Raw genomic sequence first — 23221 nt, forward strand, 5'->3', positions numbered from 1 at the left:
TCGTTCACCGGCCCAGCGTACGGGGTGGGACGGAGCTGTCGGCGGTATCCACTCCGTCCGCGACGTCCGTCGCGTCCACCGGAAGTTCCGCCGTGACCACGAAGCCGCCGTCCGGACCGGGGCCCGCCGTGAGCGAGCCGCCGGCCGCCGCGAGGCGTTCGGTGAGGCCCTTCAGACCGGTGCCGCCGATGCCCGGAGCGGGCGGCTCGGCGGCCTGCCCGCGGCCGTCGTCGGTGACGGTCAGCCGGACCCGCTCGGCCGTGCCGTCGACCACGAACGAGCAGGTGGTCGCATCGCTGTGGCGTACGACGTTGGTCACCGCCTCCCGTACCACCCAGCCCAGCAGAGCCTCCGCCTGCGGGGCGAGCGGAGGTCCCGATCGGCGCACCACCGGTTCGGTCCCGGCGGCGGTCAGCGCGGACCTCGCCCGGTCGAGTTCGGTGGCCAGACTCCCCTCGCGGTAGCCGGTGACGGCCTCCCGGATCTCGGTGAGTGCCTGGCGGCCGACGGACTCGATGTCGGCGACCTGGAGCAGTGCCGCGTCCATGTCGCGCGGGGCCAGCCGGCGCGCGGCCTCCGACTTGACGACGATCACGGAGAGCGTGTGCCCCAGCAGGTCGTGCAGATCGCGGGAGAATCGGAGCCGCTCCTTCTCCACGGCGGTCCGGGCCAGTTCCTGCCGGGCGGCCCGTAGTTCCATCACGGTCTCCGACAGGGTGAGGATCGCGGCGGTCACCGCACCGGAGATGAAGGTGCCGTATCCGATGGTCCACGGGTCCGCGCTGTTGTCCCCGCGCCAGACGGCGACGAGACCGGCGACGGCCGCCAGGCACAGCAGGCCGAGCACCAGCTGCCGGTGCCGCAGGACGGTGCCGCAGGCCAGCGAGAGCAGCGGGAAGAACAGCAGCCAGCTGCCGCCGTAGCCGATCGCCAGGCCGAACGTGACCACCCCCATCACGGCGAGCAGACAGTACGACACCGGGCTCTCGCGCTTCTTCTTGTAGAACCCCCGGAACACCACGGAGATGTAGAGGGAGTTGAAGAGGAGCAGACCGAGACCACCGATCCAGGGATTCGAGGTCTCCCCCTGGAAGAGGTTGGAGAAGGCACCGAGACCCAACAGCAGCCAGGGCAGCAGGGCGTACGGCCCGGGCGGCCCGGGCCGCCCCTCCTCACGGAGCCGCCGGTGCCGTTCCCTCCGCGATTCCGATCCGTTCCGGGTCGTGCTCGCTCCTGTCACGCCGTCCTCGCGGACCGACGGTACGAGATGACGGCGTACGCACCGAACAGCAGGAGCCATCCGGCGAGCACGGTGATCGTCCCCACGGACGGCGCGTGGCCCTCGGTAGCCGCCCAGCCCAGGTCGGCGAACCGGTGCGCGGGGGTGTACACGCCGATGCTGCGTACCCACGACGGGAACTCGGACAGCGGGAACCACAGCCCGCCGACGATGGCGAAGCCCATCAGGGCGGCCACGTTGACCACCCCGGTGGCCTGCGGGGTGAGCCGGTAGCCGTTGCCGATGCCGAGCAGGGTGAACGGCAGCGCGCCGATCCACAGCAGCAGCGTCAGGGCGGTCCACTGCCAGACCTCCAGCCGCACGCCGTTGACCACCGCCCCGGCGAGCAGCACCACCAGGATGGTCGGCAGCACGGTCACCGAGCCGCTGATCGCGCGGCCCGCGACGACTCGGGACGGGTCGAGCGGGGTGATGCGCAACTGCTGCAGCCAGCCGAGGGACTTGTCGGACGCGACCCCTGTGCCGATCGACATGGCGGCGCCCAGCGCCCCGTACGCGGCCATGCCGACCATGGAGGCGACCTTCCACTCGGCTGCGCCGTCACCGCCGCCACCGAGGTTGGTGAAGAGCAGGTACATCAGCACCGGCATCCCGATCCCGAAGATCATGAAGGCGCCGTCGCGCAGAGTGCGGCGGATCTCCAGCACGATGTAGGGAAGCATCAGACGGTCTCCTTCTCCGAGAGGGTGGCAGGGGCGGTCAGGGCGAGGAACGCGTCCTCGAGGGTGGCCCGGGAGACCTGGAGGTTGCGGACCCGGCCGAGGCGGGCCAGCTCGATCACCGTGGCGTCCGAGTCGTCCGTACGCAGCAGCGCCCGGTCCCCGCGGACCTCGACGGCGACGACGCCGGGCAGCAGCTCCAGGCCCTCCGTCCCGCCGCCCGCCAGGTCGAACGAGACATGGTTGCCGCTGACCGACTCCTTGATCCGGTCGCCGCTGCCGTCGGCGACGATCCGGCCGTGGTCGATGACGACGATCCGGTCGGCGTTCTCGTCGGCCTCCTCCAGATAGTGGGTGGAGAAGAGGACCGTGTTGCCGCGCCGGGCGAAGGCCCGCATGGAGTCCCAGAACGCGCGCCGGGCCTCGACGTCCAGCGCGGCGGTCGGCTCGTCCAGGACGATCAGCTCCGGATTGCCTGCCAGCGCGACGGCGAACCGGACACGCTGGATCTGCCCACCAGAGAGCTTGTCGACGCGCCGGTCCGCGTACGCGGTGACACCCGCCAGGGCCAGCGACTCGGGGACCGGCATCGGGCTCGGGTACGTGGAGGCGACGAAGGCGATCAGCTCGCGGACCGTCACCCGGGGGATGGGCCGTCCGTCCTGGAGCATGGCGCCTACCTGGCCGGCCCGTACCGCCTGCTCGGGGGTCCGGCCGAGCAACTGCACACCGCCGGAGTCCGGTTCGTCGAGTCCGAGCAGGAGGCTGATGGTGGTGGACTTGCCCGCGCCGTTGCGGCCGAGCAGGGCGACGGTCTCGCCGCGCTCGACGGTCAGGTCGATCCCGTCGACGGCGCGTACGGTCTGCTCCGCCCGGCCGAAGGTCTTGACTGCCCCGGTGAAGATCACCGCGGGCCCGCTCCCCGTTGTTTTTTCCATGACCCCGACGTTACGGAGTCGGGTGGCAGTCCCGGCAGAGGCGCATGTACGGACTCCGGGATGACAAATGTCATCGCCGGCCCGTCGTCGCGCCTTGCCCAGCACGGCGTCTGACGGGATGTCAGCAGTCTTCACAACTACTGGGAGCTGCGTTATACATAGGGCCAACCGGCTAGAACGCGTTCTAGAAGGCGCGCTGCGGCCGGCCCCGCACGACCTCGGTGCGGCCGACGGTGCGGACGGCCGTGCCGAGGTCTTCCCACCATCAAGGAGCAGCTTTCCCATGCCCATTGATGCCGTAAAGGCGGTCGCCGCCGAACCCCGGACCGCCGAGATCTCCTGGGACCACAAGGACGTCCAGCTCTACCACCTGGGACTCGGTGCGGGCGCCCCCGCCACCGACCCCGCCGAACTGCGCTACACCCTCGAATCCCGGCTCCATGTCCTGCCCAGCTTCGCCACCGTCGCGGGTGCGGGCACGGGCGTCGTCGGGGGGCTGTCCTCGCCCGGGATCGACGTCGACCTGGCCGCCGTGCTCCACGGCGGCCAGACCGTAAGGGTGCACCGGCCGATCCCGGCCGAGGGCAGGGCTGTCCAGACGTCGAAGGTCGCGGCGGTGTACGACAAGGGCAAGGCGGCCGTCCTCGTCCTGCGTACCGAGGCCGCCGACGACGAGGGCCCCCTGTGGACCAACGACGCCGAGATCTTCGTCCGCGGCGAGGGAGGCTTCGGCGGCGAACGGGGGCCGTCCGGGCGGAACGCCGACATGGCCGTTGTCCCGAACCACACGGTCGAACGGCCGGTCCGCGAGGATCAGGCGCTGCTCTACCGGCTCTCCGGGGACCGGAACCCGCTGCACGCCGACCCTGAGTTCGCCCGGAAGGCCGGATTCGACCGGCCCATCCTGCACGGGCTGTGCACCTACGGCATGACGCTCAAGGCCGTGGCCGACACGCTGCTCGGCGGTGAAGTGGCCCGCATCCGCTCGTACCGCACCCGATTCGCCGGGGTGGTCTTCCCCGGCGAGACCCTCCGCATCCGGATGTGGACCGGGGACGGCCACGTCCGGGTCGCCGTGACCGCCGTCGAGCGGGACGAGGCACCGGTCCTGGCCGACACGCTCGTCGAACACTCCTGAATCACCCAAGGACCGACACACGCCACGACTTGAGGGGAGCCGCACCATGCGCGCAGCCGTACTGCACGAGATAGGTCAGGACAAACTGGAAGTCCTCGACGACGTCGAGGCGGTGGGCTTCGGCCCCGGCAAGGTCAAGCTCCGCGTCCGGGCCACCGGACTGTGCCACTCCGACGTCTCGGCGATGAGCGGCGTGCTGCCGCAGCCCGCGCCCTTCATCCCCGGCCACGAAGGCGCCGGCGAGGTCATCGACATCGGCGACGGTGTGACCGGGCTGAGCGCGGGGGACCGGGTGCTGGTCTGCTGGCTGCCCGCCTGCTGGACATGTCCCGCCTGCAGGCGAGGCCAGACGCAGCTCTGTCTGGCCGGCTTCATGAACGCGGGTACGCCCAACTTCAAGCGCCCCGGCGGCGATGTGTTCGGCTTCGCCGGGACCGGCACCTTCACCGAGGAGGTCGTCGTCGACGCGGGCTGCGCGGTGCCGATCCCCGACGACGTGCCCTTCGAGATCGCCGCGCTGATCGGCTGCGGAGTCACCACCGGACTCGGAGCCGCGATCAACACCGCGCAGGTGGAGGCCGGTTCGTCGGTGGCCGTGATCGGCTGCGGCGGCGTCGGCATCTCCACCATCCAGGGCGCCAGGGTGCAGGGCGCCGCCCAGATCGTCGCCGTCGACCCGGTCGCGTCCCGGCGCGAGGCGGCTCTGCGGTTCGGTGCGACCGAGGCGGTCGCACCGGACGGACTCGCCGACGCCAAGCAGCGGATCACCGCCGGCGAGGGTTTCGACTACGTCTTCGAGGTGGTCGGCAAGTCGGTCACGGCCCGCACGGCGTACGAAAACACCCGGCGCGGCGGCACGCTCTGCATCGTCGGCGCGGGTGCGATGGACGACAACTTCCAGGTCAACATGTTCGAGCTGTTCTTCGACGAGAAGCGGATCCTGCCCTCCATGTACGGCGGAGGGGACGTGCTCCGGTCGTACGAACGAGCCATCGCCCTCTGGCGGGCGGGCCGGATCGACCTCGAATCGATGATCACCCACCGGGTGCAGCTCGCCGAGATCAACGACGCCCTCGACCAGATGAGGACCGGCGAGGCGCTCCGTACCTGCATCGAACTCTGACTGTCTGTCAGCCACCCTGCTCCGAGAGGACTCCGAGGTTCCGATGTCACAACCCCCTCCCCTGGACGGGCTGTCCGCGGTCGTCACCGGCGCGGGCCGCGGGCTCGGGCGCGCCGAGGCGCTGGAACTGGCCAGGCTGGGCGCTTCCGTCGTCGTCAACGACTACGGGCAGCCGGGCCGCGACGGCTCCGGCGAGGCGTCCGCGGCACCCGCCGAGGAGGTCGCCGAGGAGATCCGCGCGGCCGGCGGCCGCGCGGTCGCCCACCTCGGCGACGTCTCCGACCACGAGCAGGCCCGCGCCCTGGTCGAACTGGCCGTCAGCGCGTACGGCAAGCTCGACATCCTGGTCAACAACGCGGGGATCCTGCGCGACCGGATGGTCTTCTCGATGACCGAGGACGAGTGGGACTCCGTCATCCGGGTCCACCTCAAGGGCCATTTCAACACCACCCACTTCGCCGCGTCCCACTGGCGCGCGCGATCCAAGGAGTCCGGCTCCCCGGTCTACGGCCGGATCGTCAACACCTCGTCCGAGGCGTTCCTCGCGGGCTCGGCGGGCCAGCCGAACTACGCGGCGGCCAAGGGCGGCATCGTCGGCCTCACCACCTCCACCGCCCTGGCCCTCGCCAAGTACGGCGTCACGGCCAACGCGATCTGCCCACGGGCCCGCACCCGCATGACGGAGGACGTCTTCGCGGGCTTCGGGAAACCGAAGGACGGCCGGCTCGACGCGCTGGCCCCCGAGCATGTCTCCCCCCTGGTCGGCTATCTGGCCTCGCCGGCTGCCGCCAGGGTCAACGGACAGTTGCTCGTGGTGCACGGCGGGATGGTCGCGATCGTGGAACGCCCCAGGGTGGCGGCGAAGTTCGACTCGTCCAAGGAAGCCTTCTCGTTCGACGAACTGGACGAGCTGATCTCCCCGTACTACGAGGACCGCCCGGCGGACGAGACGTTCGCGGCGGCGGAGGTGCTGGGACTCAAGCGGGACTGACCCTCCCGGGGCAGCGCACAAGGAAGGGCCTGCGCAGCACATGAGGGTTCTGCGCAGGCCCTTCCTTCCCCTCGTCGATTTCGATGCGGTCAGGCCGCCCTGCGGCCCCCCTCGGAGGGGCGCCGGTGGCGACCGTGCGGCTGTGCGTCCGTGCTGTCCATCGACACGCCCCCTCGGTGCTTTCCGGAGCCGCCGGCTTCGGCCCGTTCGGCGTCCGCTCCCGGCGGGCGCGTCTGGGTCGTGTCGGTTCGGGCTTCAGACATGTGGGAAGTCACCCCGTTGTGATCGCTTACGTGTGTGTCACCGGGACCATCGCGCCACCACCACCCGACGCGGTCACCGTCGGCAACCGCGCCGATTGGCTGCGTAGCCCCCAGGCCCGGAATCTTAACCAGGAGCCGTACGCCCCACGAGAGGTGCCTGCCCCAGTGGAACCGGCTTGCACACTGCAGGAGGCGCGGCAGCCGCGGACGGTTGCATACCGCTTTCCGTGGCCGTCGCCCATGCCGGCCCGACGCCGCGTTCCTCGTCCACCGGCGCCTCCACCAGGGCCACCCCGCACGGCACGTCCCCGTTCGCGTACGGAAGCTTGAGCACACCGTCCCTGGTCCACAGTCCGGACCCGGCCAGCCACCCTTCGGGGGCGAGGAGTTGATGCAGCCGGCGTCCCGTGGGCCGCCACACCCCGACCCAGCTGCCGGCCGCACCGTCGATGCGCAGCGCCACCGCACAGCTCTCCGGCATCAGCATCTGCCCCGGCTGCACGGCGAACGGTGTCACCGCCACATCCGGCGGACGCAGGCACTCGGGGAAGCGCACCGGCAGACAGCTGCCGAGCACCCCCCACCCGAGCCGGTCGTGGCCCGGCGCGTCGGAGCGGATCAGCAGCAGCCCGCTGTCCGCATCGGCGAGCAGCAGCCGGTCGTTGCTGTCCGGCGCGATCTGAAGCAGCGGCGTCACCTCGCCGCCCCGTCCCAGGTCCACGGCGACCGCCTTCACCGGACCGCCACCCACCGGCTCCCGGTCCAGAGCCAGCAGCCGCCCCGCCCGGTCCAGCCAGACCCCGCCGGAGCACCGCCCCGGCACATCCGCGACATGAACCGGTCCGAACGCCCCGCCCGCCACCAGCCAGACGGCGGTGGAGTGTTCCCCCACCGAAAGGGCGTACGCACTCGCACCGTCCGGCGAGGGCGGCAACAGAGTCAGGCGCGCGCCGTCCGCGCACTCGAGGGCGCCGAGCGGCAGTTCGCCGGTGCCGGGTCCGGTCGGATAGAGCAGCGAGAAGGTGTGACGGTCCGCCACCTGGCGCCGGATCAGTACGCGGCCGTCGGCGAGAGGCAGTACATCGGAGTCGGGCTCCTCCGGCTGACCGAGCGGAAGCGGCACGGCGTACGGCTCGTGCCCGTCGAGCGTCCAGCGCTCGGGGAACCAGGCCGCGGCGTCCGCCGCTCCGGAGAGCGTGAGCCGTGCGGCGTACGAACCGTCGGCGGCGATGGTGAACGCGGCCGCACGTGCGGCAGCCCTGACGCCACCACCCGGCTCACCGGACTCATCAGGCACGAGCGGATCAACGACCCCGTGGGACTTCGCCGGTTCGTACGGCCCCCAGGTTCCCTCCGGACCCCGGGCTGCCTCCGGCCTCTCGGGTTCCTCCGGCTCCTCCCGGCCTCCGGGTCCTTCCGCTTCTCCCGACGCGGGGCTCACCGTCGCGGCGGCCCCGGCGGTCTCACCCTCGATGGCACAGGCAGTCATCGACTCGTCACCTCCGGCAACCGAAGCTAGTTTTCGCACTTCCTGCCGAACAACACGAGACCCGTCACTTCACACATAAGGGTGGTGATGCCCGGATTCACCTGAGGGGGAGGGGGTGGTTGTGCTCCCCGTAAAGCCCTTGGCTAAGGTTAGGCATCCCTAAGCGTTCCCTGTGGGGCCCTAATCCCTCAACTGGAGCATGTGAGTACGTGATGTCCATACGACGCCGCAGCACCGCCGCCGTCGGCCTGGCAGTGGCCGCCGCCCTCTCCCTCTCCGCCTGCGGCAGCGGGGCATCGGACGACTCGGCCAGGTCCGGGGCCGGCAGCGACAAGAAGGCAGCCGTCGCGACCGGCGGCAAGGACTTCGCCGACGCGGCCAAGAAGACGGCCGCGTACGGGACGGACGCCAAGGCGGGTCAGTTCCCCCGGACCCTCACGCACGCCATGGGCACGACCGAGCTCAAGTCCGCGCCGAAGCGCGTCGTCGTGCTGGACGTCGGCGAGTTCGACAACGTCGTCTCGCTGGGTGTGAAGCCGGTCGGCTACGCCCCCTCCGAAGGTGACGCGGCCATTCCCTCGTACCTGAAGAAGGACGCGGGCAACCCGAAGAACGTCGGCACGATCAACAACCTCAACCTCGAGGCGATCGCGGGCCTGAAGCCGGACCTGATCCTCGGCAGCCAGCTGCGCGCCGCCGACAAGTACGACCAGCTCTCCAAGATCGCGCCGACCGTGTTCTCCATCCGCCCGGGCTTCACCTGGAAGGAGAACTACCTCCTCAACGCCGCGGCGCTGGACAGGACCGCCAAGGCGGAGAGCGAGCTCGACGCGTACGAGAAGAAGGCCGCGAAGCTCGGCGAGGACATCGGCCCCGACAAGCCGACCGTCTCGATGGTCCGCTACCTGCCGGACCGCATCCGCCTCTACGCGAAGGCGTCGTTCATCGGCACGATCCTTGAGGACGCAGGCCTGCCGCGGCCCAAGAACCAGCAGATCAACGACCTCGCCGCCGAGATCAGCCCGGAGAAGATCGACGAGGCGGACGCCGACTGGATCTTCACCGGCGTCTACGGCGACCCGAAGGCGACCAAGCGCGACACCGCACAGTCCAACCCGCTGTGGAAGAACCTCAAGGCGGTCAAGGAGGGCCGGGCGAAGGACGTCCCGGACGAGACCTGGTACCTCGGCCTCGGTGTCACGGCGGCGAACCTGGTCCTCGACGACCTGCGCGCGGACCTCGTCAAGTAGCGGACCGGATCAGCAGGGGCCCGGGCCGGACGACGGCCCGGGCCGAACTGCGTGTAAGGATCCGTGACCGGCTGTCGCCGGTTGTTCGTGGAGTCCTCACAGGTCACCGCAGTCATGGGCGGCAGGGCACGGACGGAAGGTAGCCTTTCCTCCGTGCCCCGTCTGTCTGAAGTCCTCGCCGCGCTCGACGCCCTCTGGCCTCCCGAGCGGGCCGAAGGTTGGGACGCGGTCGGCACGGTCTGCGGAGACGTCGACAACCCGGCCGCCGAGGTCGACCGTGTGCTCTTCGCCGTCGACCCCGTCCAGGAGGTCGCCGACGAGGCGATCAAGCTCGGCGCCCAGCTGATCGTCACCCATCACCCGCTCTATCTGCGGGGTACGACGACGGTCGCCGCCACCACCTTCAAGGGCCGGGTCGTGCACACCCTCATCAAGCACGACATCGCCCTGCACGTCGCGCACACCAACGCCGACACCGCCGACCCCGGTGTCTCCGACGCCCTCGCCGGCGCCCTGGACCTGCGTGTCACCGGACCCCTCGTGCCGGACCCGACCGACCCCAAGGGCCTTCGCGGCCTCGGCCGGATCTGCGAGCTGGACCACCCCGAGACCCTCCGCGACCTCGCCGCCCGCACCGCCGCCCGGCTGCCCGCCACCGCGCAGGGCATCCGCATGGCCGGCGACCCGGACGCCGTCGTCCGTACCGTCGCGGTGAGCGGCGGCTCAGGCGACAGCCTCTTCGACGCGGTGCGCGCCGCGGGCGTCGACGCCTTCCTCACCGCGGATCTGCGCCACCACCCGGCCTCCGAGGCCGTTCAGCAGTCCGCGATCGGCCTGATCGACGCCGCGCACTGGGCCACCGAGTGGCCCTGGTGCGAGCAGGCCGCCGCGCAGCTCGACGCGATTTCCGACCGCCACGGATGGGGCCTGCGGGTCCATGTCTCGAAGCAGGTCACCGACCCCTGGACCACCCACCACTCTTCTGGAGCCCCCAACTGAACGCCGCGCCCGCCGACCAGATCCGACTTCTCGACGTCCAGGCCCTCGACGTACGGCTGTCGCAGCTTGCGCACAAGCGCAAGTCGCTCCCCGAGCACGCCGAGATCGAGTCGCTCACGGCCGACCTCGCACAACTGCGTGACCTGCTGGTCGCGTCGCAGACCGAGGAGAGCGACACCGCCCGCGAGCAGACCAAGGCGGAGCAGGACGTGGACCTGGTGCGCCAGCGCGCCGTCCGCGACCAGCAGCGGCTGGATTCCGGCGCGGTCACTTCCCCGAAGGACCTGGAGAGCCTCCAGCGCGAGATCGCCTCGCTGGCCAAGCGCCAGGGCGACCTCGAGGACGTCGTCCTCGAAGTCATGGAGCGCCGCGAGTCCGCACAGGAGCGCGTCACCGAGTTCACCGCACGGGTCTCGGCCGTCCAGGCCAAGGTCGACGACGCGACGGCCCGCCGGGACGCCGCGACGCAGGCTCTCGACGACGAGACCGCGACCGTCACGAAGGAGCGCGAGCTCGTCGCCGGCTCCGTGCCGGCGGACCTGCTCAAGCTGTACGACCGGCTCCGCGCCCAGTCGGGCGGGGTCGGCGCCGCGCGCCTCTACCAGCGCCGCTGCGAGGGCTGCCGGCTGGAGCTGAACATCACCGAGGTCAACGACGTGAAGGCGGCGTCCCCGGACACGGTGCTGCGCTGCGAGAACTGCCACCGCATCCTGGTCCGTACGGCGGAGTCGGGCCTGTAATGACGCAGTCCCGCCAGTTCGTCATCGAGGCCGACGGCGGGTCCCGGGGCAACCCCGGGCCCGCCGGTTACGGCGCGGTCGTGATCGACCCGGTGACGGGGGAGACGCTCGCCGAAGCCGCCGAGTACATCGGTGTCGCGACGAACAACGTGGCCGAGTACAAGGGCCTCATCGCGGGCCTGAAGGCCGCGAAGGCACTGGTGCCGGACGCGTCGGCGGAGGGCGCGCTGCAGGTGCACGTCCGGATGGACTCCAAGCTGGTCGTGGAACAGATGTCGGGCCGCTGGAAGATCAAGCACCCCGACATGAAGCCGCTCGCGGCGGAGGCGGCGCGGATCCTGCCGGCGTCCGCGGTCACGTACGAGTGGATCCCGCGCGAGAAGAACAAGCACGCGGACCGGCTCGCCAACGAGGCGATGGACGCGGGCAAGAGGGGCAAGCAGTGGGAGCCGTCGGCATCGACGGCCGCCCTCGACCTGCCCCCGGTCTCCGGTCCGCCCGGGGACGCGGCGGCGGGCGCCGCGAAGGCACGGGCGGCGATGTCCACCCGCCGTGAAACCCCGGCCACCCCGCAGGTCGGCTGGGGCGCCGCCGACCTCGGGGCGCCGGCCACATTCGTCCTGCTCCGGCACGGTGAGACGGCCCTCACGCCCGAGAAGCGGTTCTCGGGCAGCGGCGGCAGCGACCCCGAACTCTCGGCGGCCGGCCGCCACCAGGCCGAACGGGTGGCGGAGTCCCTCGCCGCCCGGGGCACGATCCAGGAGATCATCAGCTCCCCGCTGCGCCGCTGCCGCGAAACAGCGGCAACGGTGGGCGCCCGCCTGGACCTGCCCGTGCAGATCGAGGACGGCCTGCGCGAGACGGACTTCGGGGCCTGGGAAGGCCTGACGTTCGCCGAGGTCCGTGAACGGTACGGCCCCGACCTGGACGCCTGGCTCGCCTCCACGCGAACGCCCCCCACGGGTGGCGGAGAGAGCTTCGCCGAGGTGGCCCGCCGGGTCTCGGCCACCCGGGACCGCCTGACCACCCGCCATGCGGGCCGCACGGTGCTCCTGGTCACCCACGTGACCCCGATCAAGACCCTGGCCCGGCTGGCCCTGGGCGCCCCACCGGAGTCCCTGTTCCGTATGGAACTCTCGGCGGCGTCGCTGTCGGCAGTGGCGTACTACGCGGACGGCAACGCGTCGCTGAGACTGCTGAACGACACGTCGCACCTGCGGTAGGGAGCGGAAGCTGCCGCGGGGGAGTGGGGCGCTCCGGGGCAGCGGAGCGGCTCCCCGGTGACGCGAAGCTGCCGCTTCCCCGGGCGACGGGGGGTACCCCGTACCCCCCGTCAGCACCCAGTGGGGTCCGGGGGCGGAGCGTCGGTTCCGGGAAGGAGCGGGCTGGGAAATCAGCCGCGCAGTGCCGCAGCCTCGCCCGCCAACCGCTCCACCCGTGCCCAGTCCTTCGCCGCCACCGCATCTCCCGGAACCATCCAACTGCCGCCCACGCAGCCGACGTTCGGCAACGCCAGGTACGTCGGCGCCGACGTGAGCGAGATGCCGCCCGTCGGGCAGAAACGGGCCTGGGGGAGCGGTGCGGACAGTGCCTTGAGGTACGCCGTACCGCCCGCTGCCTCCGCCGGGAAGAACTTCATCTCGCTGACCCCGCGTTCCAGCAGCGCCACGACCTCGGACGTCGTCGAGACCCCGGGCAGGAACGGCACTTCCGACGCCTTCATCGCGTCCAGCAGCGGATCCGTCCAGCCGGGGCTGACCAGGAACCGCGCCCCGGCCGCCACCGTGTCGGAGACGTTCCGCGCGGAGATCACCGTGCCCGCCCCCACCACCGCACCCGGCACCTCGGCTGCGATCGCCTCGATCGCAGCCAGTGCCGCAGCCGTCCGCAGCGTCACCTCGATCGCCGGGAGCCCGCCCGCGACGAGGGCCCGGGCGAGCGGCACCGCGTCGGCGGCGTCCTCCAGGACGACGACGGGGACAACGGGGGCAAGGTCCAGCACGGAGGAGGAGGTCATGGCCTCATCTTGCCGTGCGCACCGCACCATGCGCAACGAGCGTTGCACATGTTGCAATCGCGTTGGGTCAGTGGATCTCCGTCACGATCACATCGAGCGCCCACGGCCGTCCCGGCCGCCCCGGAGCCCCCGCCTCCACCACGTACCCCAGCCCCCGCAACGCGTCCACCAGCTCCGCGGGCCCGTTCGGCCGGGCCCCCGACTGCAGCAGGTCGCGGACCATCCGCCCCTTCGTCGCCTTGTTGAAGTGGCTGACCACCGACCGCTTCTCCACCCCGTCCACCATCTGGGAGTGCAGCACCCGCACACTCGCCGTGCGCTCCGCCACCGCACCCTTCGGCTTCCACGCCGCCGCGTACGCGGACGACCGCAGATCCAGTACCAGCCCGTCCCCGGCTGCCTCCGGCATGACCTCGGCCATCGGCGCACGCCAGTACGCGCCCAGCGCACCGAGACCCGGCAGCTTCACCCCCATCGAGCAGCGGTACGACGGAATCCGGTCGCCCACCCGCACCGCGCCCCACAGCCCGGAGAAGACCAGCAGGGACTTCCCGGCCCGCCGCCGGGCAGCCGTGTCCAGGGACGCCAGGTCCAGCGCGTCGTACAGCACCCCGGTGTAGATCTCCCCGGCGGGCCGCGTCCCCGCCGTCCGCAGCTCGACGTTCTTCGCGATCTCGGCGCGCAGCCCCTCGCTCAGGCCGAGCGTCTCCCGGGCCTTCTCCTCGTCCGCCACACACAGCTCGACCAGCTCGTCGAGAACTGCGGCCCGGGCCTCGGCCAGCCCCGGCAGCGACAGCGACTCCGGCTTCAGGGGTGCTCCGCGCCCCGAGGCGGCCTTTCCTTCGGAGGGCGGCAACAGCACGAGCAAGGCGGTACTCCTTCGTACGAACAGGGAAGCGGCCCCCACAACTGCCCAAGGCCCCGCCTGCCAGCGTACGGGGACGCGCGGACCGCCCAGGCCCGGTACCCGGTCCGCAGGGGCCGGGTGCCCCGGGTCCGCAGGGCCGCCCGCACCCGGGATGCCGGTCGCCCCGCCCCGCCATACGCTCGGTCCATGCCCCGCCGCCATCTCCACATGACCGGCGCAGCCGACACCCCGCTGCGGGCGGCCCTGCGCAATCTGCGCACCTCGCTCGCACTGCCCGCAGACTTCCCGCCCGAGGTCCTCGCCGAGGCGGCACAGGTGGCGAAGTCCCTCGTCCTGACCGGACACCAGGATGCGACCGACCTGCCCTTCTTCACCATGGATCCGCCCACGTCCACCGACCTCGACCAGGCGATGCACCTCGAACGCCGCCCGCACGGCTTCCGTGTGCACTACGCCATCGCCGACGTCGCCGCCTTCGTCCGCCCCGGCGGCGCACTCGACACCGAGGCCCACCGCCGGGTGACGACCCTCTACTTCCCCGACGGCAAGGTGCCACTGCACCCCACCGTGCTCTCCGAGGGCGCCGCCAGCCTGCTCCCCGGGCAGACCCGCCCCGCCCTGCTCTGGCGGATCGACCTCGACACGGAAGGCCGCGCGGTCGCCACCGACGTACGCCGGGCCCTGGTCCGCAGCCGGGCCAAGCTGGACTACGCGGGCGTCCAACGGAAGATCGACGCGGGCATCGCCGAGGAACCCCTCGCCCTGCTGAGAGACGTCGGCCGGCTCCGCGAGGAGCAGGAGGTCGCCCGCGGCGGGATCTCGCTCGACGTGCCCGAGCAGGAGATCGTCCAGCGCGACGGCGGATACGGCCTGGAGTACCGCGTGCCGCTGCCCGCCGACGGCTGGAACGCCCAGATCTCCCTCCTCACCGGCATGGCCGCGGCCCATCTGATGACCGAGGCGGGCACCGGCATCCTGCGTACGCTTCCGGTCGCTCCGGACGGCGCCGTCGCCCGTCTGCGCCGCTCGGCCGAGGCCCTGCACATCGACTGGCCGCACCACGTCCCGTACGCCCAGGTGGTCAGGTCGCTCGACCCGAAGAAGACGAGCGACGCCGCGTTCCTCCAGGAGTGCACCACCCTGCTGCGCGGCGCCGGCTACACGGTCTTCGACCACGGCGAACTTCCCACCCCCGCCGTGCACGCCGCCGTCGCCGACCTCTACACGCACTGCACCGCGCCGCTGCGCCGCCTCGTCGACCGGTACGCGGCCGAACTGTGCCTGGCGGCGGTCGCGGACCGGGAACCGCCCGAGTGGGTGATGGCCGCACTCCCCGGTCTCCCGAAGGAAATGGCCGAAGGAACCCGACGCGCCAACACGGTGGAACGTGAGTGCGTCGATCTGGTCGAGGCCGCACTCCTCAGTGACCAGGTGGGCGAGGTCTTCGACGCGTACGTGGTCGACGTGCAGGTCCAGGAACCCACCATCGGCACGGTCCACATCGAGCATCCGGCCGTCGTCGCCCGCATCGACGGCGGCACGACGAAGCTCCCGCTGGGCGAACGGCTCCGGGTCCGCCTCACCCAGGCGGACCCGGGTACGGCGAAGGTGCTCTTCGCCCCCGCGTGAGCGCGACGACAGCGGTGCGCGGGTCGTGGCCCCGCGGGGCACAGCCGCCGCAGGTCGACGGCCTCCTGAGCGAGCGTGTCCGGAACAAGGGCCTCGGCGTTCCCCAGGACCGCACCCCGGCAGCGTGGAAACCCTGACGCGGCCGCATGGCGAACACGCCCGGACCGATTGCCACGCCGGACCTCCCCATCTCGTAGGATCACGCCTTCGGATACGGGCTCCGACGGGCCCACGGACTTCCGGCGCACTCCGGCGGACTCCGTACGAAGGAAGGCGTTCCAGCGTGACTGAGCGTGTCACCGCCCCCACGACGGACCGCGTCACGGGCCATGTGACGGACCGGGCCCGGCAGATCATCGCCGCCGCCCGCACCCTCCTGGAGGCGGAAGGCCCGGAAGCCCTCACCATGCGCCGGCTCGCCGACAGCATCGGGATCACGGCACCGTCCCTCTACAAGCACTTTCCGGACAAGTCCTCCGTGCTGACGGCCCTGGCCGGCGAGGTGCTGCGGGAGACGGCCGAGACGCTGGAAGCTGCGGAGTCCGCGGCCCCCGGGTCGTTCCCGGCCCTCGCCACCGCGTACCGCGCCTACGCCGTGGCCCACCCTCATCTGTACCGCCTCACCACCGAGCATCTCGTGGACCGGACATCGCTCCCGCCGGGCCTGGAGCAACGCGCCGCGGCCCCGCTCTTCCGGGCCGTCGACGGGGACCAGGAGCGGGCCCGGGCCGCCTGGGCCTTTGCGCACGGGATGGTGGTCCTGGAACTCAACGGCCGCTTCCCTCCGGGCGCCGACCTGTCGGCAGCCTGGTCGGCGGGCATCGCCGCCTTCGGCACAGTCCGCCTCTGACGAGTTCGTTCGTGCGGTCCTGTGCCACGACCAGGGAAGTACTCCCATCTCGCGGACGGCTGATCCACTGATGTCCCGGTCTGGCGAGCGACCGAGGGAGGGGCGTGACATGAGTGCCGTGCCGCACGAACCGCTCACGCACGCGGACGTCCTGCTGGAGGGCTTCCTGGCGCTGGATACGCCGGAGGGCTTCCGGGCCGAGCTGGTCGAGGGGGAGATCGTCGTGACGCCGCCGCCGGGCGGGGACCACGAGGACTGCATCAGCCTGATCCTCTGAGCGGCCCGCCCGCCGGCCTCGTCCGACCGGCCCCGCCCCGCCGGGTAGCATGGTCGACACGGCAGACGAGCCGGCCGGACGGCCGCGTGAGGATCTTCGGATCCTCCCGAGGAACGTCCGGGCTCCACAGGGCAGGGTGGTGGCTAACGGCCACCCGGGGTGACCCGCGGGACAGTGCCACAGAAAACAGACCGCCAGGGACTTCGGTCCTCGGTAAGGGTGAAACGGTGGTGTAAGAGACCACCAGCGCCTGAGGTGACTCAGGCGGCTAGGTAAACCCCACCCGGAGCAAGGTCAAGAGGGGCCGTCGCAAGACGGTCCTGCGCGAACGTTCGAGGGCTGCCCGCCCGAGTTCGCGGGTAGACCGCACGAGGCCGACAGCAATGCCGGCCCTAGATGGATGGCCGTCTCCCCGGCCGCCGCGAGGCGACCGGGTGACAGAACCCGGCGTACAGGCCGACTCGTCTGCCGTCTCTGACTGCCCCAAGTCAGGACGTGTTTCTTCCGGGCAATGAGGGGGCGTCAGACCGGGCCGGGTGCGCGGCCTTCGGGCCGGCCTCGAAGCGGGTGCCTGCGCCGAGCCGTTCCGTGGGCGGGGGCGGGGGCGGGGGCGGGGGCGTCGGACGGTGCACGGTGAGACTCGCGTCGACGCTGTCGAGCCCCAGGACGGGCTCAGCCCCACGGCCACGTACGGACGGCGCACGTCCGAGCCCCTCGGCTGCTCGTCTTCGGCCGGCCCCGACCCTGCCCTGACAGACGGTCAGGAAGCCATTTCGCGGCTCATCGCTTCCTCGCCGAGCGGGTGCGACCAGTCCTGGCGAGGACCCCCGGAGAAGATGACCGGTCTCGAGCCCGAGCTGCTGCTGCGTCGTTGTCGTGCCCCTCGTGCGGGGCGCCATTCCGCACGCGCGGTGATCGCGCCGTCGGCGTCCGGATTCGCGGCTGCCAGGTCCTGCTGACGGCGGACCAGGTCCTTCTCCCCTGTCGGTGCATCATCACCTCGATACGCCTTCGTCGTCGACTTCACGGGTGACGGTGGGGATCACCTCGGCGGTGTCGGGGCGTCGATCGGGACGCTTTACCTGTACAAGGGTCATGGCGGCGGCGCCATCGACGGCGGTTCCCCCCGTGGGGAGATCGGTTCCGGTGGCTGGAACGGGATCTCGGACTGCGCCGGCGGTGACTTCACCGGTGACGGTTCGGGTGACCTGGCAGCCAATCGAGTCCCAGCCGGGCGCCACCGGAAAACCCTTACCTCTACAAGGTCGACGGCACAGGCGGCTTCGACGTCCGCATCGAAATCGGCACCGGCGGCTGGTGGCGCCCCACCAGGCGGGTCCGAGTTCACTGCGGCCCTGCCCCGCCTCTGTGCGCTCCCGCGGCCCGACCGCGCCGGCTGTGCTCCATCGGCCCAACTCCGGGAAGAGAGAATGAAGATCCGACATCTGCGCCGTTCAGCCTCTGCCTTCATCGCCGCCATCGGACTGACCGCCATGTTCCAGCCCTCCGCCACCGCTTCGGCGGCGGAATCGCGCACCCACGTCGAGTACGGGGGACTCTCCATCGACGTTCCGGCCGGGTGGAGGCTGGTGGACCTGGAGAAGGAACCGAACGCCTGCGTACGACTCGATCAGCACACCGTGTACCTGGGGCATCCGGGAGCCCAGCAGTCCTGCCCCACCCACCTGATCGCGGCGAAGACCGAAGCGATTGTGCTGGAGCCCTTCACCGGAGCTGCGCCCCGAGAGGATGTGCCCACCGTGAACGTCCCGGCGGGCTCCACCGCTCCCAGGGCCCTCCCGGCCGGGGACTCCCGCGAGGTACGGCTGGCCTTCGAAGGTGCCGGCGTCTACGCAACCGTCAGTTACGGCTCGTCGACGGCAGCGATCGAGGAGGTCCTGGGCTCCGCCACCACCGGCAGCACGGCCGAGCCGCAGACGGTTCCGGCGCCCCGGGCGCCGGTCTTCTCGGCCGCCCCTTCCGCGATCCCGAGCACCGGCTACACCGGCAAAGCCTTCGATGCCTGCTCGGCACCCTCCTCGGGCGCCATGGCGGACTGGGCGTCCTCGCCCTACAGAGGAGTGGGCATCTACATGGGCGGGCCGAGCCGGGCCTGCTCCCAGCCGAACCTCACCGCTTCATGGGTGGCCGAGCAGAGCAACCGTGGCTGGCATCTGCTCCCCATCTACGCGGGCCTCCAAGCGGGGAGCATCTCCGCCTCGAGCGCGACCAGCCAGGGCCGTTCGGCCGCCGACGCGGCTGTCGATCTGGCACAAGCGCTCGGATTCGTCCCCGGCACGGTGCTCTACATCGACATGGAGGCGTACTCCTCGGGGTACCGCACCAACGTCCTCAACTATCTCTCCGGCTGGTCCGCCCGTTTGCACGAACTGCGCTACCGGTCAGGCGTGTACAGCTCCTCCGCCAGTGGCATCAAGGACCTCGCCTCCGTCTACTCGTCCACGACACTGGTGCGTCCGGACGTGGTCTGGGTCGGCAACTGGAACGGTGTGGCCAACACCGCCGACGTGAACATCCCGGCCGGGTACTGGGCCAACCATCAGCGTGTTCACCAGTACTCGGGCAATGTCACCGAGTCGTACAGCGGGACGACGATCAACATCGACCGGAACTACGTCGACGTCGGCGCTGCTGCGACCACGGGCGACCCGGGTATGACAAACCTGACGGCCGGTGACTTCAACGGGGACGGCAGGAAGGACCTGGTGGCCGTTCAGGTGGCGACGGGCAACCTGTGGCTGTATCCCGGTACGGGCACGGGCAACCTGACGTCGCCGCCACTGCTGATCGGCAAGGGTGGCTGGAACGGCATGGCGAATCTGGCCGTCGGTGACTTCAACTCGGACGGCAGGGACGACATCGTCGCCACGGAGAAGTCGACCGGGAAGCTCTACCTCTACAAGGGCCACGGCAACGGCACCATCGACGGCGGCCCCTCCCGGACGGAGATCGGTTCCGGCGGCTGGAACGGGATGAGCAACATCTTCGTCGGTGACTTCACGGGTGACGGCAGGGATGACCTCGGCGGTGTCGAGAAGTCGACCGGGAAGCTCTACCTCTACCGGGGCCGCGGTAACGGCACCATCGACGGCGGCCCCTCCCGGACGGAGATCGGCTCCTACGGCTGGAACGGCATGGACAAGATCGTCAGTCCCGGTGACATGAACAGGGACGGCAGGGACGACATCGTCGCCACCGAGAAGTCCACCGGGAAGCTCTACCTCTACAAGGGCCACGGCAACGGCACCATCGACGGCGGTCCCTCCCGCACGGAGATCGGCTCCCGTGGCTGGAACGGCATCTCGGACTACGCCGGCGCCGACTTCACCGGTGACGGTACGGGTGACCTGATGGCCGTCAAGTCCGAACCGGGTGCCACCGGAAAGCTCTACTTCTACAAGGGCACCGGCAACGGCGGCCTCAACGCCCGCGTCGAGATCAGTTCCGGCGGCTGGTGAGGGACCAGTCTCTCGACGACGGCAATCCGGGGCATCCCGGAGCGGGCAGCGCCGGACCCGGCTTTCGGTCCGGCGCTGCCCGCTGCGCTGTGTTCCGGAGGTCTGCGCGGGCCGGCGAGCCGGCCGGGGCGTCAGCCCGCCATCGGCAGGATCCTCCGCGACGGCGCCGCGCGCAGTTCGTCCACGGCCACCGCCTCCCCGCTGTCCGCGTCGACATAACTGACTCGGACGATCGGGTCGTCACCGGTGTCGCGGCCCGCCGTGGCGTCGAGTGCGAACACCACCGCGACCGGGCGCGCGTCCTCCCGGTCCCCGTACACACCCGAGTACTGGAGAATGCGCCAGCCGTCGTCCTCCCAGTGGTCCAGCAAGGCGGACCGGACCACCGGTGCGGCGGCCTGCCAGGCAAGGGAGTTCTCCAGGAGTTCTACGCTCGCCGCGACCGGCACCTGACCGGTGGCGGTGCCGAGGAGCGGGTGCCCGAAGACACGCAGCCTCGTCCGGCGCAGTGGCAGCAGCCACCACCGGTCGAGGTCGGCCGAGAGGGCGACCAGAACCGCCGCCGCCCCGGTCAGGAGGACCAGGGCACCGGCAGGCCGCTCGGAGACAGCCGCCCACCAGGTGTCCTGTGCCACCGCCACCGCGGCCCCGCCGATGAGCACGACCGCCGCCCGCGCGAACGCCCGCCAGGTGATGGGGGTGTCCTCACTTGCCGAGCAGCCGCAGGAGGACTCCGGTGCCACGGCCCGGCCGTAGCCGAGGTAGCCGAGGAACCCCGCCCCGAGGACCGCGGCGGCGGCCCCCGGCACCGGGTTCGCCGGGACCACCAGCAGACCTGCGGCGATCAGGAGTTCACCTGCGCCGGTCGCACGCAGCACCGTCGTGGCCCGCTCACTGCTGCGCAGCATGCGGGCCAGCGCCGTCTTCGGCGCCTGCTGTGCGGTGCCCCGGCTGAACGCCTTGACCGCACCGGTCCACCCGAGCAGGCCCGCGAGGACCAGCGGGGCGAGGCCCGTTGTCAGTGACAGCATCTCTACCTCTCTCTGTGTCCTTGGGCCTGTATCAGTGCCCGACGGAGATGCGGACGACGTCCACGGAGTTGTCGGACGGCCGCCAGGCACCGAGCACCTGGGCGCTCTGCCCGATGCGCAGCCGGGACAGGTCGGACGTCAGCGCGCGGCCCGCGTAGGAGGCGCTGGCGTCCGGGGCGACGTGGCCGACCAGTTCGTGCTGCCCGTGGGCGAGGTGCAGCCGGTTCTTCGCGATGCCGCGGATCTGCGTGTCCAGATTCACGATGTTCACCCACACCGCGTCGGCGGCCACGGTGCCGTCCGGCATCTTGACGCCGCGTGCGTAGAGCCCGTCGCCGACCTCGATCACTTCGGCTGTGGTGGCGCGCACCTTCCACACGCTGGTGACGTTGGTCATCTGCACCCGGGAGTGGCCGCCGTTGGATCCGGCCACCTCCAGGATGCTGCCGGTGATGCCCGTGATGCGGCCTTCCACGAAGGTGGACCTGGCTATCGCGGGGTCGAGCGAGGGTTCCGCGGCGAAGGCGGCCTCGGCGTCGAGGCCGCCGAGCGCGGTCGCGCCGATGATGGTCGCGCCGCCGAGGGCGGCATTGGTGAGGAAGCGCCGGCGGCGCATCCCGTCGGCCCGGTCGTGTCGTGCGGTCATGTCGGTCCTCCTCACTCGTAGATGTAGACCGGCAGCTTGCCCGAGCTCAGGTTGCCGATCGCCGAGAAGGCGGCCGGCGTCAGGTCGAGGACGCGGTTGGTGCGACAGGTGCCGTTGCAGCAAGTCGCCTCGCCGCACCAGTCCTTGGTACGCGGGCCGCAGTCGGTGATCGTGATGCACACCGTCGCGCCCGAGCACTGGTGCTTGACGTTCATCACCGCGCCGCAGCCGCGTCTGGGGATGTTCTCGCCGCAGAGGTCGGGCCGGGTGATGTTCCAGCACGCCTGCGAGGCATTGGGCCACGCGCCGTGGTGTGCGCTGGACTGGCAGTTGCCGCAGGCGCCGCCGCCGGCACTGGAGCATGGCCCCCAGGCGTTGCCGCAGCAGAACCAGCTGGTCTCACCGGCCCACAGGCTGGTTGATCCGCAAGCCATCGTGTTGCCCCTCCCAGGAAGTGACAAGTTCATGACAAACACTGGACCGGCCGTCGACGCGCACATGTGAAGCGGGGATGCCCGAGTTGCGGCCGGGGATGGTTGTGCGAGCGAAGCAACCCAATGATGCGCGTAGACAAGCGGGTTGCATAGATGGCCTCGTTCCGAATCATCGAGGGCCTCGTCGGCCGGGTGGCGAGCCGGTGATCAGCCTTCCGGTCCTGCTCGACGACCCAGGTGTCCGGCGAACCACTCCCCCGCCAGCTCCGCCACCTTCCCGAGAGCACCGGGCTCCTCGAACAGGTGAGTGGCGCCGCGGACCACGGCGAGCCGGTTCTCGCAGCGCAGCAGCGCCTGGGCCTGGCGGTTGAGGTCCAGCACCACTTCGTCATCGCCTCCGACGATGAGCAGCGTGGGCGCGGTCACCGCCGGCAGCCGGGGCCCGGCCAGATCGGGCCTGCCGCCGCGCGAGACGACCGCCACGGCCGGGGAGTCCGGCTCCGCCGCCGCCCACAGCGCGGCAGCCGCACCGGTGCTGGCCCCGAAGTAGCCGACTGCGAGGCCCTGGGTCTCGAGCCGGTCGAGCAGCCAGCGGGTGGCGCCGGTCAGGCGGCCGGCCAGCAGGGCGGTGTCGAAGGTGTTGGCCCGGTCCAGTTCCTCCTCCGCCGTGAGGAGGTCGAACAGCAGGGTGGCCAGCCCGGCCCTGTTCAGTGAGGTCGAGACGGAGCGGTTGCGCGGGCTGTGCCGGCTGCTGCCGCTGCCGTGGGCGAACACCACGACGCCCGTGGCCCCTTCGGGGACCGTCAGTTCCCCGCCGAGCCGGACCGGTCCGGCGTGCACGACGACATCCGCGGCCACCATCCCCGCTCCTCCCGCAGCTCCCACGCTTGCTGCGTTTTCGTGCCGCTGCTCGATTCCCTCGAGAAGGTGGGCTCTTCCGCCCGGCGTCGTCCGCAGGCCAGGACGTCCATCGGTCGTCACCGCTCGCGGCTCACGGCCGGACTTCCAGGCGACGTTGCACCCTCATTCCACGCTACTCGCGTTCGGCCGAGGTGCGAGCGCCGGACGACTTCACCGCCGGAGCCCACCGTGGCCGCCGT

At 71.2% G+C, this 23221-nt stretch carries 20 protein-coding genes, 1 other RNA gene and 2 pseudogenes; 12 read left to right on the top strand and 11 right to left on the bottom strand.

Annotation, left to right across the window (positions count from 1 at the left end):
- Positions 1–4: 4 nt before the first annotated feature.
- The 3 genes from ACIA8E_RS08385 to ACIA8E_RS08395 are packed head-to-tail and all read right to left on the bottom strand — an operon-like array spanning position 5 to position 2897.
- On the bottom strand, positions 5–1300 hold the full coding sequence (locus ACIA8E_RS08385) for a sensor histidine kinase (RefSeq protein WP_399295808.1): 1296 nt from the start codon (positions 1298–1300) through the stop codon (positions 5–7).
- Positions 1237–1962, bottom strand: a complete 726-nt coding sequence (locus ACIA8E_RS08390; protein ID WP_399295810.1) for an ABC transporter permease — start codon at positions 1960–1962, stop codon at positions 1237–1239. Before ACIA8E_RS08390 ends, ACIA8E_RS08385 begins: the two co-directional genes overlap by 64 nt.
- On the bottom strand, positions 1962–2897 hold the full coding sequence (locus ACIA8E_RS08395) for an ABC transporter ATP-binding protein (RefSeq protein WP_399295812.1): 936 nt from the start codon (positions 2895–2897) through the stop codon (positions 1962–1964). Before ACIA8E_RS08395 ends, ACIA8E_RS08390 begins: the two co-directional genes overlap by 1 nt.
- A 283-nt stretch (positions 2898–3180) precedes the next feature.
- On the opposite strand from ACIA8E_RS08395, the gene ACIA8E_RS08400 reads away from it, so the two are divergent.
- The 3 genes from ACIA8E_RS08400 to ACIA8E_RS08410 are packed head-to-tail and all read left to right on the top strand — an operon-like array spanning position 3181 to position 6149.
- Positions 3181–4035, top strand: a complete 855-nt coding sequence (locus tag ACIA8E_RS08400; RefSeq protein ID WP_399295814.1) for a MaoC/PaaZ C-terminal domain-containing protein — start codon at positions 3181–3183, stop codon at positions 4033–4035.
- Between the two features lie 46 nt (positions 4036–4081).
- On the top strand, positions 4082–5158 hold the full coding sequence (locus ACIA8E_RS08405) for a Zn-dependent alcohol dehydrogenase (RefSeq protein ID WP_399295815.1): 1077 nt from the start codon (positions 4082–4084) through the stop codon (positions 5156–5158).
- Positions 5159–5201: 43 nt separating this feature from the next.
- Positions 5202–6149, top strand: a complete 948-nt coding sequence (locus ACIA8E_RS08410) for a 3-oxoacyl-ACP reductase (protein ID WP_399295817.1) — start codon at positions 5202–5204, stop codon at positions 6147–6149.
- Positions 6150–6536: 387 nt separating this feature from the next.
- On the opposite strand, the gene ACIA8E_RS08415 is transcribed toward ACIA8E_RS08410, so the two are convergent.
- Complete coding sequence (locus ACIA8E_RS08415) at positions 6537–7901, bottom strand: hypothetical protein (protein ID WP_399295819.1); 1365 nt, start codon at positions 7899–7901, stop codon at positions 6537–6539.
- A 212-nt stretch (positions 7902–8113) separates the two neighbouring features.
- Here ACIA8E_RS08415 and ACIA8E_RS08420 point away from each other — a divergent pair, with 212 nt between their 5' ends.
- The 4 genes from ACIA8E_RS08420 (at position 8114) to ACIA8E_RS08435 (ending at position 12113) form a co-directional block, all read left to right on the top strand.
- Positions 8114–9151 (top strand): ABC transporter substrate-binding protein, encoded by a 1038-nt coding sequence (locus ACIA8E_RS08420; RefSeq protein WP_399295821.1) that lies wholly within the window; start codon positions 8114–8116, stop codon positions 9149–9151.
- Positions 9152–9304: 153 nt separating this feature from the next.
- Entirely contained in the window at positions 9305–10150 is an 846-nt protein-coding gene (locus ACIA8E_RS08425; protein WP_399295823.1) for a Nif3-like dinuclear metal center hexameric protein, read from the top strand.
- Complete coding sequence (locus ACIA8E_RS08430; RefSeq protein ID WP_399296041.1) at positions 10147–10890, top strand: zinc ribbon domain-containing protein; 744 nt, start codon at positions 10147–10149, stop codon at positions 10888–10890. The genes ACIA8E_RS08425 and ACIA8E_RS08430 overlap by 4 nt, the downstream gene beginning before the upstream one ends.
- On the top strand, positions 10890–12113 hold the full coding sequence (locus tag ACIA8E_RS08435; RefSeq protein ID WP_399295824.1) for a bifunctional RNase H/acid phosphatase: 1224 nt from the start codon (positions 10890–10892) through the stop codon (positions 12111–12113). Before ACIA8E_RS08430 ends, ACIA8E_RS08435 begins: the two co-directional genes overlap by 1 nt.
- Before the next feature lie 170 nt (positions 12114–12283).
- Here ACIA8E_RS08435 and eda read toward each other — a convergent pair whose 3' ends face one another.
- Together eda and yaaA are read right to left on the bottom strand one after the other, a co-directional pair.
- On the bottom strand, positions 12284–12907 hold the full coding sequence (gene eda / locus ACIA8E_RS08440) for a bifunctional 4-hydroxy-2-oxoglutarate aldolase/2-dehydro-3-deoxy-phosphogluconate aldolase (RefSeq protein WP_399295826.1): 624 nt from the start codon (positions 12905–12907) through the stop codon (positions 12284–12286).
- A 67-nt stretch (positions 12908–12974) separates the two neighbouring features.
- Positions 12975–13775: a peroxide stress protein YaaA gene (gene yaaA, locus ACIA8E_RS08445; protein WP_399295828.1), complete on the bottom strand. Its 801-nt coding sequence runs from the start codon at positions 13773–13775 to the stop codon at positions 12975–12977.
- Positions 13776–13961: 186 nt separating this feature from the next.
- On the opposite strand from yaaA, the gene ACIA8E_RS08450 reads away from it, so the two are divergent.
- The 4 genes and pseudogenes from ACIA8E_RS08450 to rnpB all read left to right on the top strand — a co-directional run bounded on the left by ACIA8E_RS08450 (position 13962) and on the right by rnpB (position 16999).
- The gene (locus tag ACIA8E_RS08450; RefSeq protein WP_399295830.1) at positions 13962–15404 is read left to right on the top strand and encodes an RNB domain-containing ribonuclease; all 1443 of its coding nucleotides are present in this window, start codon (positions 13962–13964) and stop codon (positions 15402–15404) included.
- A 331-nt stretch (positions 15405–15735) separates the two neighbouring features.
- Positions 15736–16254, top strand: coding sequence for a TetR/AcrR family transcriptional regulator (locus ACIA8E_RS08455; protein WP_399296043.1), 519 nt, complete (start codon positions 15736–15738; stop codon positions 16252–16254).
- A gap of 109 nt (positions 16255–16363) precedes the next feature.
- Positions 16364–16528, top strand: a pseudogene (locus tag ACIA8E_RS08460) (Uma2 family endonuclease); the annotation flags it as partial.
- A gap of 69 nt (positions 16529–16597) precedes the next feature.
- Positions 16598–16999: RNase P RNA component class A (gene rnpB, locus ACIA8E_RS08465), an RNA gene on the top strand.
- A 527-nt stretch (positions 17000–17526) separates the two neighbouring features.
- Here rnpB and ACIA8E_RS08470 read toward each other — a convergent pair.
- Positions 17527–17772 carry a hypothetical protein gene (locus ACIA8E_RS08470; protein ID WP_399295832.1) on the bottom strand — a complete coding sequence of 82 codons (246 nt, stop codon included), beginning with the start codon at positions 17770–17772 and terminating at the stop codon, positions 17527–17529.
- 189 nt (positions 17773–17961) lie between these two features.
- Between ACIA8E_RS08470 and ACIA8E_RS08475 the strand changes: the two genes are divergently transcribed.
- Complete coding sequence (locus ACIA8E_RS08475; protein ID WP_399295834.1) at positions 17962–20010, top strand: glycoside hydrolase domain-containing protein; 2049 nt, start codon at positions 17962–17964, stop codon at positions 20008–20010.
- Positions 20011–20141: 131 nt separating this feature from the next.
- Here ACIA8E_RS08475 and ACIA8E_RS08480 read toward each other — a convergent pair whose 3' ends face one another.
- The 4 genes and pseudogenes from ACIA8E_RS08480 to ACIA8E_RS08495 form a co-directional block, all read right to left on the bottom strand.
- Positions 20142–21041: a MauE/DoxX family redox-associated membrane protein gene (locus tag ACIA8E_RS08480; protein WP_399295836.1), complete on the bottom strand. Its 900-nt coding sequence runs from the start codon at positions 21039–21041 to the stop codon at positions 20142–20144.
- Positions 21042–21072: 31 nt separating this feature from the next.
- Positions 21073–21687 carry a cell wall protein gene (locus ACIA8E_RS08485; RefSeq protein ID WP_399295838.1) on the bottom strand — a complete coding sequence of 205 codons (615 nt, stop codon included), beginning with the start codon at positions 21685–21687 and terminating at the stop codon, positions 21073–21075.
- A gap of 11 nt (positions 21688–21698) precedes the next feature.
- The gene (locus ACIA8E_RS08490; protein WP_030926101.1) at positions 21699–22121 is read right to left on the bottom strand and encodes an RlpA-like double-psi beta-barrel domain-containing protein; all 423 of its coding nucleotides are present in this window, start codon (positions 22119–22121) and stop codon (positions 21699–21701) included.
- A gap of 207 nt (positions 22122–22328) precedes the next feature.
- Positions 22329–23000, bottom strand: a pseudogene (locus ACIA8E_RS08495) (dienelactone hydrolase family protein); the annotation flags it as partial.
- Between the last annotated feature and the right edge of the window lie 221 nt (positions 23001–23221).

The sequence above is a fragment of the Streptomyces sp. NPDC051664 genome, assembly GCF_044453545.1.
Classification (GTDB): domain Bacteria; phylum Actinomycetota; class Actinomycetes; order Streptomycetales; family Streptomycetaceae; genus Streptomyces.

What these genes read in the sequence shown, in the direction of transcription:
- eda (WP_399295826.1), bottom strand. Translation starts at nt 12,907, where the DNA reads ATGACCTCCTCCTCCGTGCTGGACCTTGCCCCCGTTGTCCCCGTCGTC.
- ACIA8E_RS08390 (WP_399295810.1), bottom strand. Translation starts at nt 1,962, where the DNA reads ATGCTTCCCTACATCGTGCTGGAGATCCGCCGCACTCTGCGCGACGGC.
- ACIA8E_RS08475 (WP_399295834.1), top strand. Translation starts at nt 17,962, where the DNA reads ATGAAGATCCGACATCTGCGCCGTTCAGCCTCTGCCTTCATCGCCGCC.
- ACIA8E_RS08450 (WP_399295830.1), top strand. Translation starts at nt 13,962, where the DNA reads ATGCCCCGCCGCCATCTCCACATGACCGGCGCAGCCGACACCCCGCTG.
- ACIA8E_RS08480 (WP_399295836.1), bottom strand. Translation starts at nt 21,041, where the DNA reads ATGCTGTCACTGACAACGGGCCTCGCCCCGCTGGTCCTCGCGGGCCTG.
- ACIA8E_RS08405 (WP_399295815.1), top strand. Translation starts at nt 4,082, where the DNA reads ATGCGCGCAGCCGTACTGCACGAGATAGGTCAGGACAAACTGGAAGTC.
- ACIA8E_RS08435 (WP_399295824.1), top strand. Translation starts at nt 10,890, where the DNA reads ATGACGCAGTCCCGCCAGTTCGTCATCGAGGCCGACGGCGGGTCCCGG.
- ACIA8E_RS08490 (WP_030926101.1), bottom strand. Translation starts at nt 22,121, where the DNA reads ATGGCTTGCGGATCAACCAGCCTGTGGGCCGGTGAGACCAGCTGGTTC.
- ACIA8E_RS08410 (WP_399295817.1), top strand. Translation starts at nt 5,202, where the DNA reads ATGTCACAACCCCCTCCCCTGGACGGGCTGTCCGCGGTCGTCACCGGC.
- ACIA8E_RS08485 (WP_399295838.1), bottom strand. Translation starts at nt 21,687, where the DNA reads ATGACCGCACGACACGACCGGGCCGACGGGATGCGCCGCCGGCGCTTC.
- ACIA8E_RS08385 (WP_399295808.1), bottom strand. Translation starts at nt 1,300, where the DNA reads ATGGCTCCTGCTGTTCGGTGCGTACGCCGTCATCTCGTACCGTCGGTC.
- ACIA8E_RS08395 (WP_399295812.1), bottom strand. Translation starts at nt 2,897, where the DNA reads ATGGAAAAAACAACGGGGAGCGGGCCCGCGGTGATCTTCACCGGGGCA.
- ACIA8E_RS08415 (WP_399295819.1), bottom strand. Translation starts at nt 7,901, where the DNA reads ATGACTGCCTGTGCCATCGAGGGTGAGACCGCCGGGGCCGCCGCGACG.
- ACIA8E_RS08420 (WP_399295821.1), top strand. Translation starts at nt 8,114, where the DNA reads ATGTCCATACGACGCCGCAGCACCGCCGCCGTCGGCCTGGCAGTGGCC.
- ACIA8E_RS08400 (WP_399295814.1), top strand. Translation starts at nt 3,181, where the DNA reads ATGCCCATTGATGCCGTAAAGGCGGTCGCCGCCGAACCCCGGACCGCC.